Below are 9,145 nucleotides of genomic sequence, written 5' to 3'. Positions count from 1 at the left end.
CGGCGACGGCGTCGTCGACGGACGGTTCACCGGTCGCGGTGTGCACGAGCCAGGCGCCGTCGAGGTCGCCGGCCGCGTACCCCCGCTCCGTCCACCGCACCAGCCCGCGCGCGTCGAGGTCCGCGAGGTCCTCGCACAGCCGCGGCGCGACGACCAGCACGTCCGCGCCGTCGTCGACGAGCCGCGCCACGCGGCGTGCGGCGACGGGACCACCGCCGACCACGACCACGCGCCGCCCGGCGACGTCCAGCAGCAGGGGATGACGAGGCATGTCGTCCAGTCTGCCGGTCGCGGGCGGCGCGTCCGTCATATGCCGGCCCCGGCGAGCCAGTCGTCGTCGGCCGCGCTCGGCGGCGGCGTGGGCGTGAGGCGGTCGAGCAGCGTCGGGCCGATCATCCCGGCGGCGAGCGTCGTGCCGTCGGCGGGGTCGACGACGAGGAAGCCGCCCGTGCTGCGGTGCGTCGCGTAGTCGTCGAGGACGACGGGCTCGGCGAGGCGCAGCCGGACGCGGCCGATCGCGTTAAGCGTGAGCGCGCGCGGCGCGGTGTCGGACGACGTGTCGGTCGCGTCGACCGTGTACTGGGTGTCGACGCCGTCCCACACCTCGACGGTCTGCGTGTCGATGTCGAGGCGCGCGTTGACCTCGCGCAGCAGTGCCCGGACGGTCCGCGTCCCGACGCGCACGAGGACGCGTGCGCCGAGGACGCTGCGCCGTTCGGCGAGCCAGCAGACGGTGCCCTCGAGATCGGCGCCGACGGTGACGGCCTCGCCCGTGGGCACGAGCACGTCGCCGCGGGCGACGTCGACGTCGTCGGCGAGGCGCAGCGTGACCGACTGGGGTGCGTGCGCCTCGTCGAGCGGGCCGTCGAACGTGTCGATCCCGGTGACCGTGCTGGTCTTGCCGGACGGCAGGACGGTGACGTCGTCGCCGACACGCACCACGCCCGACGCGATCCGGCCCGCGTAGCCGCGGTAGTCCGGGTGCTCGGCGTTGCGCGGCCGGATGACGACCTGCACGGGGAAGCGGAACGCCTCGGCGTGGGCGTCGCGCCCGACGGGGACGGACTCGAGGTGCTCGAGCAGCGTCGGCCCGTCGTACCAGGGCGTGCGGTCGGAGCGGTCGACGACGTTGTCGCCGGCGAGCGCCGACAGCGGCACGGCGCGCACGTCGGTCAGGCCGATCGCGTCGGCGTACCGGGCGAAGTCGTCGGCGATGGCGCGGAACGTCGCCTCGTCGAAGTCGACCAGGTCCATCTTGTTGACCGCGAGCACGACGTGCGGGACACCCAGCAGCGCGGTGATGGTCGCGTGCCGGCGGGTCTGCTCGAGCACGCCCTTGCGCGCGTCGACGAGCACGATCGCGAGCTCGGCCGTCGACGCGCCGGTCACCATGTTGCGCGTGTACTGCACGTGCCCGGGGGTGTCCGCGAGGACGAACGCGCGCCGGGCCGTCGAGAAGTACCGGTAGGCGACGTCGATCGTGATGCCCTGCTCACGCTCGGCGCGCAGGCCGTCGGTGAGCAGCGCCAGGTCGACGGCGCCGACCTCGGACCCGCCGCGGGCGGCGGTGGCGCGCTCGACCGCGCTCAGCTGGTCCGCGAGCACCGACTTCGTGTCGTAGAGCAGGCGGCCGATGAGGGTGCTCTTGCCGTCGTCGACGGAGCCCGCGGTCGCGAGGCGCAGCAGGTCGCGCTGCGCGTGGACGGTCGGATCCGCAGCGGCGAGGTCGGTGGTCGTCGTCATCAGAAGTAGCCCTCGCGCTTGCGGTCCTCCATGGCGGCCTCCGAGGCCCGGTCGTCGGCGCGGGTCGCCCCGCGCTCGGTGAGGCGGCTCACCGCCACCTCCTCGATGACGTCGGCGACGGTCGAGGCCGTCGACTCGACGGCACCGGTGCAGCTCATGTCGCCGACGGTCCGGTAGCGGACCGTGCGGGTCTCGAGCACCTCGCCCGCGCGTGGACCTCCCCACTCGCCGGGCGCGAGCCACATGCCGTCGCGCAGGAACACCTCGCGCTCGTGCGCGTAGTAGATCGACGGCAGCGCGATGCGCTCGCGCTCGATGTAGCGCCACACGTCGAGCTCGGTCCAGTTCGACAGCGGGAAGACGCGCACGTGCTCGCCGGGCTTGTGGCGGCCGTTGTACAGGTCCCACAGCTCGGGACGCTGGCGGCGCGGGTCCCACTGCCCGAACTCGTCGCGCAGCGAGAACATCCGCTCCTTGGCGCGGGCCTTCTCCTCGTCGCGGCGACCGCCGCCGAACACCGCGTCGAAGCGGTGCGCGGTGATGCCGTCGAGCAGCGGGACCGTCTGCAGCGGGTTGCGCGAGCCGTCGGGCCGCTCGACGACGCGACCGTCGTCGATCGCGTCCTGCACGCTCGCGACGACGAGCCGCAGCCCGTGCTCCTCGACCGTCGCGTCGCGGTAGTCGATGACCTCGGGGAAGTTGTGGCCCGTGTCGACGTGCATGACGGCGAACGGCACCGGCGCGGGCCAGAACGCCTTGCGCGCGAGGTGCAGCATGACGATCGAGTCCTTGCCGCCCGAGAAGAGCAGCACGGGCCGCTCGAACTCGCCGGCGACCTCGCGCATCACGTGGATCGCCTCGGACTCGAGCGCGTCGAGCTGGGTCAGGCGCTGTGCCGGGAGCCGGGAGGGTGCCGCCGCGGTGGGGGGAGCCGTGGCCTCAGTCGTCATGTGTGCAGACCGCATTCCGTCTTGGAGGTACCGGACCAGCGTCCGGCCCGCGGGTCCTCGCCCGGGGCCGTCGCACGCGTGCAGGGGGCGCAGCCGATCGACGTGTAGCCGGCCTGCCGCAGCGGGTTGAGCACCACGTGGTGCTCGGCGACGTACGCGTCCACGTCGGCCTGCGTCCACGCCGCGATCGGGTTGAGCTTGACCTTCGACCGCTTGGCGTCCCAGCCGACGACCGTGATGTCGGTGCGGGTCGGGGCGTCCTCGCGGCGCATCCCCGTGACCCACGCGGTGTACGGCGCGAGGCCGCGCTCGAGCGGCTCGACCTTGCGCAGCGCGCAGCACAGGTTCGGGTCGCGGTCGTGCAGGCGCGGACCGTGCTCGGCGTCCTGCTCCGCGACGGTGCGCAGCGGCAGGATCGTGCGGAGCGTGATGTCCGTGAAGTCGGCGTAGTAGTCGCGCGTGCCGATCGTCTCGGCGAAGTGGTAGCCGGTGTCGAGGAAGATGACGTTCGCGCCGGGGACCGCCTTCGCGACCAGGTCGACGAGCACCTCGTCGCCCATCGACGACGCGACGACCAAGTCGTCGCCGAACGTGCGGCCCGCCCACGCGAGGATCTCGCTCGGGTGGGCGCCCTCGAGCTCGCGGCCCGCCTGCTCAGCGAACGCGCGCAGCTCGTCGGGCGTGAGGTCGGCGATCGCGGGGCTCGCGGTGCTCATCGGTCGCCTCCCGTCGGGGCCGTGGGGGTGGTGGTCGCCGCGGACGCCAGGCCGACGAACCGCAGCGCGAACGCGCGGGCGCACGACCGGCACTCCCACTGCCCGTGCGTCTCGCCCGCGGGCCACAGGTCCTCGCTCGCGCAGAACGGGCAGTAGTAGGGGACGGCGCGCGCTCCGGTGTCGCTCATCGCAGGTCCTCCTCCGCCGCGCGCTGCACCCACTCGGCGAAGAGCTCGCCCTCGAGGCGCTGCTCGTCGAACCGGCGGGTCACGCGCTCCAGGTAGTCGGGGAGCTCGGACGACGGCACGCGCAGGCCGCGCAGCGTCTTGCCGAGCCCGCTCGTGAGCCCGAGGCCGCCGCCGAGGTGGACCTGGTAGCCCTCCTCGCCGCCGGCCAGCGCGCCCTTGAGGCCGATGTCGGCGGTCTGGATGCGCGCGCACGAGTTGGGGCAGCCGTTGACGTTGATCGTGATCGGCTGGTCGAACGTCGGCAGGCGCTGCTCGAGCTCGCCGATGATGAGCGCGGCGCGCGCCTTGGTCTCGACGATCGCGAGCTTGCAGAACTCGATGCCCGTGCAGGCGATCGTGCCGCGACGGAACGTCGAGGCGTTGCGCACCTGCAGCCCGAGCGCCTCCAGACCCTCGACGAGCGCGTCGACGCGGTCCGCGGCGACGTCGAGGACGACGAGCTTCTGCTCGGTCGTGAGCTGGACGCGGTCCGACCCGGCGGCCTCCACGAGGTCGGCCACGGCGTCGAGCAACGGGCCCGACACGCGCCCGACGGTCGGGGCGGCGCCCACGTAGAACCGGCCGTCCTTCTGCGGGTGCACGCCGACGTGGTCGCGCCGACCGGTGGGCGGCGGCGGGGGAGCGGGACCGTCGGCCATCGTCCAGCCGAGGTACTCCTCCTCCAGCACCTGCCGGAACAGCTCGGGGCCCCAGTCGGCGAGCAGGAACTTCAGGCGTGCGCGGGTGCGCAGCCGGCGGTAGCCGTAGTCGCGGAAGATGCTCGTGACGCCGACCCACACGTCGGGGATCTGCTCGAGCGTGACGAATGCACCGAGGCGCTTGCCGAGCATCGGGTTGGTGGACAGCGCGCCGCCGACCCACACGTCGAAGCCCGGCCCGAGCTCGGGGTGCACCACGCCGACGAACGCGACGTCGTTGATCTCGTGCGCGACGTCCTGGTGCGGCGAGCCGCTGATCGCGGTCTTGAACTTGCGGGGCAGGTTCGAGAACGCCGGGTCGCCGATGTAGCGGCGGTGGATCTCCTCGATCGCCGGGGTGCCGTCGACGATCTCGTCGGCCGCGACGCCCGCGACGGGGGACCCGATGATGACGCGCGGGACGTCGCCGCACGCCTCCTGCGTCGTCAGCCCGACGGACTCGAGGCGGCGCCAGATCTCCGGCACGTCCTCGATGCGCACCCAGTGCAGCTGGATGTTCTGCCGGTCGGTGATGTCGGCCGTGTCGCGGCCGAACTCGCGCGAGATGCCGGCGACCGTGCGGAGCTGGCCGAGCGTGAGCGTGCCGCCGTCGCAGCGGACGCGGAGCATGAAGTAGGAGTCCTCGAGCTCGTGCGGCTCGAGCGTGGCGGTCTTGCCGCCGTCGATCCCGGGCTTGCGCTGGGTGTAGAGGCCCCACCAGCGCATGCGTCCGCGCAGGTCGTCACCGGGGATGGAGTCGAAGCCCTGCTGGGCGTAGATCGTCTCGATGCGGTGGCGGACGTTGAGGCCGTCGTCCTCCTGCTTGAGCTTCTCGTTGCCGTTGAGCGGCTCGCGCTGCTCGTCGAACGCCCACTGGCCCTCGTGGCGAGCGGCGGGCGGGGCGATCCTGGTCTGCGCCATCGGGCGCTACCTCCGGGGGATCGTGGACGTGCGTGCTGCACCCACCGCCTGGGGGACGGACTCGGGGCGCAGACCGCGCGCCCGAGCGTGGGGGGACGTGGGGCGGGGTCAGTCTCTCCGCGGACAGCAGCACATCGACATGGCCGGGCCCGCGGCGGCGCAGCAGCACCGACACATGGCGGGGGACCCGGTCGCGATCACCCGACGAGGCTGTCAGACGAACGGGTGACACGGGAGAAGGCTTCCGCATGGTGAGACGAGTGCATCGGCATGTGGGACGGGCGTCCAGTCCGGGTGTAGGAGGCGCGCAGCCGCGCCCGCCGACGTGCCCAGCAGTGACACCGCTCACCCCGGCGCGTGCGTCCCGGATGCCGGACGTAGGCTTGTCCGTCGTGACAGCCGTCGACCCCGCCGCCCGCACCGGCGGCGCGCAGCCGGGACCGGCCTCGCTCACCGAGCGCACCCCCGTCGTCCCGCCCGAGCGGCTCCTCGCCGAGCTCGTCCCGCCGCGCCACTTCGCCGGCGAGTCGTTCGACACCTACGTGCCCGACGCGGCGCACCCGTCGCAGCGCGAGGCCGTCGACCGCCTGCGCGCGGTGGCCCGCACCATCACCGACGGCGGGTCCGGACGCGGCGGCCTGTTCCGGCGCGCGTCCCGGCGCACCGCCCCCGCCGTCTACCTCGACGGCGGCTTCGGCGTCGGCAAGACCCACCTGCTCGCGTCGCTCGCGCACGCCGTCGGCACCCACGACGCCGCGTTCGGCACGTTCGTCGAGTACACCAACCTCGTCGGTGCCCTCGGCTTCCTGCCAACCGTCGACGCGCTCGCGGCCAAGAAGCTCGTCTGCATCGACGAGTTCGAGCTCGACGACCCCGGCGACACCGTCCTCATGTCCCGCCTGCTGCGCGAGCTCGCCGACCGCGGGGTCGCGCTCGCGGCCACGTCGAACACGCTGCCCGAGTCGCTCGGCGAGGGCCGGTTCGCCGCCGACGACTTCCTGCGCGAGATCCAGGCGCTCGCCGCACGCTTCGAGGTGCTGCGCGTCGACGGGCAGGACTACCGGCACCGGTCGGTCGTGACCGACGCCGACGGTCTCGCCGACGCAGCGGTCCGGCGTGCGGTCGCCGACGTGCCCGGTGCGACGCTCGACGCCTTCCCGGCGCTGCTCGACCACCTCGCGCGGGTGCACCCCAGCCGGTACGGCGCGCTGCTCGACGGCGTCGAGCTCGTCGGCCTCACGGGCGTCGCGCCCGTCCCGACGCAGGACGTCGCGCTGCGGCTCGTCGTGCTCGTCGACCGGCTCTACGACCGCGACGTACCCGTCCTGCTGGGCGGCGGGGGAGAGCACGACCTGTTCTCCGCCGACATGCTGCGCGGCGGCTACCGCAAGAAGTACTACCGCGCCCTGTCCCGCCTCGGAGCCCTCGCCGCCGACGGCGCGGCCCGCGCCACCGCCTGACCCCGGCGGCGCGCGGCGTGCGACTCGAGTCCGAGGACGGCGCCTCCGTCGACCTGCGGCTCGTGGGCTACCAGTTCCGGGGCGCGGTCGGCGCGCCGCCCGGCGACTGGGACGCGAACTGGCTCGTCGTGCGAGGACGCGTGCGGCTCGCGGACGGACGGGCGTGGTCGTTCACCGACGCGAGCCTGACGACGTGGGACGCGCGTGACATCGACGGGTGGTTGCGGGGCGTGGTGTCCGGCCACGTCGCACCTGTCCCGGAGGACGCGTCGGAGGAGGACCTGCTCGCGTTCACCGAGCCGTGCCTCGCGTTCAGCCTCGCAGCGCGGGACGACTCGGTGGCGACCGTCCGTGTGCACCTGTCGTTGGAGTGCGCGCCGCCGTGGCTGCACGAGGAGGGCGGAGAAATTGTGCTCTTCGCGTTCTTCGTCGCCGTCACGGTGCCGCTCGACGTCGTCGGGCGTGCAGCGGACGACTGGAGCGCCGCGCTGGCGCAGTTCCCCGCCCGGTGACGTCGACCGGTCGCGGGCGAGAGCCTCTCAGTCGCCGGCGGCCGGCACGAGGACGACGACCGAACGGCCCGGGACCACGACCCGCGGGTCGGTGCCGGGCTCGAGCGCGCACGGCTCCCACGCGGCGGCGACGTCGAGCGGTGCGTCCGACGGGAGCGCAACACGGGCGTCGGCGTCGGTGAGGTTGACGACGACGCGCGCCGCGCCGCGGTGCAGCACGAGCACGCCGTGCCAGGGGCCGTCGGCGGAGTCCGGGCCGTGCCACGTGAGGTCGGTCGCGGCGAGGTCCCCCGACGCCAGGTCGGGGACCGACCGGCGCAGCGCGATCAGCTCGCGGTACCAGTCGAGCAGGCGGTCGTGCGGCGGCTGCGAGCGCTCGGCGCGGTCCAGGACGGACCGCTGGAACGTCGCCTCGTCCTGCGGGTCCGGCACCTCGACGGCGCCGCCGTAGAGGTCGGCCCAGCCGTGGCCGCCGAACTCCGACCGGCGTCCCTCGCTCACGAGCCGGCCCAGCTCGGGGTCGGGGAACGACGTGAAGAACTGGAACGGGGTCCGCGTGCCCCACTCCTCGCCCTGGAACAGCATGGGTGTGAAGGGGGACAGGAGCAGCAGGGCGGCGGACCCGGCGAGCGTGCCGGCGTCCAGGCGTTCGGCCGGGCGGTCTCCGATCGCGCGGTTGCCGACCTGGTCGTGCGTCTGCGTGCTCACGACGAACCGGTGGCCGTCGGTGCCGCTCGGGACGGGCCGGCCCCACTCCCGGTCGCGGAACGTCGAGAAGCCGCCGTCGTGCACGAACACGCGCGTCATCGCGTGCCGCAGCGTCGCGGGCGTGCCGAAGTCGACGTAGTAGCCGTGGCGCTCGCCCGTGAGGAGCGCGTGCAGCGCGTGGTGGACGTCGTCGGCCCACTGCGCGGTCATGCCCCAGCCGCCCGCGGCGGTCGGGGCGACGCTCACGACGTCGTTGAGGTCCGTCTCCGCGATCAGCGTCAGGGGCCGGTCGACACGTTCGGACAGCGCCGCGACCTCGTCGGAGAGCTGCGCGAGCAGGTGCTGCTCGGAGTCGTCGCGCAGCTCGTGCACGGCGTCGAGGCGCAGCGCGTCGACGTGGAAGTCGCGCAGCCAGCGCAGCGCGCTGTCGACGATCCACCGGCGCACGACGTGCGCGCCCGGCTGGTCGAGGTTGATCGCGGAGCCCCACGGCGTGTGGTGCGCGTCCGTCGCGTAGGGGCCGAACAGGCCGGTGTAGTTGCCGGACGGGCCGAGGTGGTTGTGCACGACGTCGAGGCAGACCGCGAGGCCGAGGCCGTGCGCGGCGTCGACGAACCGCTGCAGCGCCTCGGGGCCGCCGTAGGCGTCGTGCACGGCGTACAGCCCGACGCCGTCGTAGCCCCAGCCGCGCGGACCGTCGAACGGCGCGACCGGCATGAGCTCGACGACGTCGACCCCGAGCGACACGAGGTCGGGCAGGGCCTCGGCGGCGCTGTCGAGGGTCCCGCCGGGCGTGAACGTCCCGACGTGCAGCTCGTAGACCACGCGTCCGCGCACGTCGAGCCCGCTCCACCCGTCGTCCGTCCACGGGAAGCGGCCCGCGTGGAAGACGCGGCTCGGCCCGTGCACGCCGTCGGGCTGCCAGGCGCTGCGCGGGTCGGGCAGCGGGTCGCCGCCGTCGAGCGCGTACGCGTAGTCGGTGCCGTGCGACAGGTCGCGCTTGACGGTCCACCAGCCGTCGCCCTCGGGCGTCAGGCCGACCCGTTCGCGCGTCGCGGGCAGCACGAGGTCGACGCCGCGGGCGTCGGGCGCCCAGACGTGCGGACGCACGGCGTCAGCCCTCCGTCCGGACGAGCAGCGCGACCGGCAGGCGGTCGAGGAGCGGGCCGACCGCGCAGACGCCGCCCGTCACGGGCCGGTCCGTCAGCAC

Annotated in this window: 9 protein-coding genes; 2 read left to right on the top strand and 7 right to left on the bottom strand. The window is 74.0% G+C overall.

Annotated elements, in window-relative coordinates:
• The 6 genes from HGA02_RS05005 to HGA02_RS04980 all read right to left on the bottom strand — a co-directional run.
• Window positions 1–271, bottom strand: a 271-nt coding sequence (locus tag HGA02_RS05005; protein ID WP_281357106.1) for an NAD(P)-dependent oxidoreductase, incomplete at its 3' end; no start/stop codon positions are given.
• Window positions 272–306: 35 nt separating this feature from the next.
• On the bottom strand, window positions 307–1,743 hold the full coding sequence (locus HGA02_RS05000) for a sulfate adenylyltransferase subunit 1 (RefSeq protein WP_168678069.1): 1,437 nt from the start codon (window positions 1,741–1,743) through the stop codon (window positions 307–309).
• Window positions 1,743–2,693 carry a sulfate adenylyltransferase subunit CysD gene (gene cysD, locus HGA02_RS04995; protein WP_246247441.1) on the bottom strand — a complete coding sequence of 317 codons (951 nt, stop codon included), beginning with the start codon at window positions 2,691–2,693 and terminating at the stop codon, window positions 1,743–1,745. Before cysD ends, HGA02_RS05000 begins: the two co-directional genes overlap by 1 nt.
• Window positions 2,690–3,409, bottom strand: a complete 720-nt coding sequence (locus HGA02_RS04990) for a phosphoadenylyl-sulfate reductase (protein ID WP_168678068.1) — start codon at window positions 3,407–3,409, stop codon at window positions 2,690–2,692. Before HGA02_RS04990 ends, cysD begins: the two co-directional genes overlap by 4 nt.
• Window positions 3,406–3,597, bottom strand: coding sequence for a hypothetical protein (locus HGA02_RS04985; protein ID WP_168678067.1), 192 nt, complete (start codon window positions 3,595–3,597; stop codon window positions 3,406–3,408). The genes HGA02_RS04990 and HGA02_RS04985 overlap by 4 nt, the downstream gene beginning before the upstream one ends.
• Window positions 3,594–5,255: a nitrite/sulfite reductase gene (locus HGA02_RS04980; RefSeq protein WP_168678066.1), complete on the bottom strand. Its 1,662-nt coding sequence runs from the start codon at window positions 5,253–5,255 to the stop codon at window positions 3,594–3,596. Before HGA02_RS04980 ends, HGA02_RS04985 begins: the two co-directional genes overlap by 4 nt.
• A 368-nt stretch (window positions 5,256–5,623) precedes the next feature.
• Here HGA02_RS04980 and zapE point away from each other — a divergent pair, with 368 nt between their 5' ends.
• Window positions 5,624–6,715 carry a cell division protein ZapE gene (gene zapE, locus HGA02_RS04975; protein ID WP_210728186.1) on the top strand — a complete coding sequence of 364 codons (1,092 nt, stop codon included), beginning with the start codon at window positions 5,624–5,626 and terminating at the stop codon, window positions 6,713–6,715.
• Between the two features lie 17 nt (window positions 6,716–6,732).
• Window positions 6,733–7,227: a WapI family immunity protein gene (locus HGA02_RS04970; protein ID WP_168678064.1), complete on the top strand. Its 495-nt coding sequence runs from the start codon at window positions 6,733–6,735 to the stop codon at window positions 7,225–7,227.
• Window positions 7,228–7,254: 27 nt separating this feature from the next.
• On the opposite strand, the gene treZ is transcribed toward HGA02_RS04970, so the two are convergent.
• Window positions 7,255–9,045 carry a malto-oligosyltrehalose trehalohydrolase gene (gene treZ, locus HGA02_RS04965; RefSeq protein WP_168678063.1) on the bottom strand — a complete coding sequence of 597 codons (1,791 nt, stop codon included), beginning with the start codon at window positions 9,043–9,045 and terminating at the stop codon, window positions 7,255–7,257.
• Window positions 9,046–9,145: the final 100 nt, after the last annotated feature.

Origin of the sequence: Cellulomonas septica (assembly GCF_012396155.1) — a bacterium.
In the GTDB taxonomy this organism is placed as follows: Bacteria; Actinomycetota; Actinomycetes; order Actinomycetales; family Cellulomonadaceae; genus Cellulomonas; species Cellulomonas septica.
The sequence above is the reverse complement of the archived record's forward strand: the minus strand, read 5'-3'. Positions and strand labels throughout refer to the sequence as shown.

Coding starts and splice junctions, on each gene's coding strand:
- HGA02_RS04985 (WP_168678067.1), bottom strand. CDS start 3,597: ATGAGCGACACCGGAGCGCGCGCCGTCCCCTACTACTGCCCGTTCTGC.
- HGA02_RS04990 (WP_168678068.1), bottom strand. CDS start 3,409: ATGAGCACCGCGAGCCCCGCGATCGCCGACCTCACGCCCGACGAGCTG.
- cysD (WP_246247441.1), bottom strand. CDS start 2,693: ATGACGACTGAGGCCACGGCTCCCCCCACCGCGGCGGCACCCTCCCGG.
- HGA02_RS04980 (WP_168678066.1), bottom strand. CDS start 5,255: ATGGCGCAGACCAGGATCGCCCCGCCCGCCGCTCGCCACGAGGGCCAG.
- zapE (WP_210728186.1), top strand. CDS start 5,624: ATGCCGGACGTAGGCTTGTCCGTCGTGACAGCCGTCGACCCCGCCGCC.
- HGA02_RS05000 (WP_168678069.1), bottom strand. CDS start 1,743: ATGACGACGACCACCGACCTCGCCGCTGCGGATCCGACCGTCCACGCG.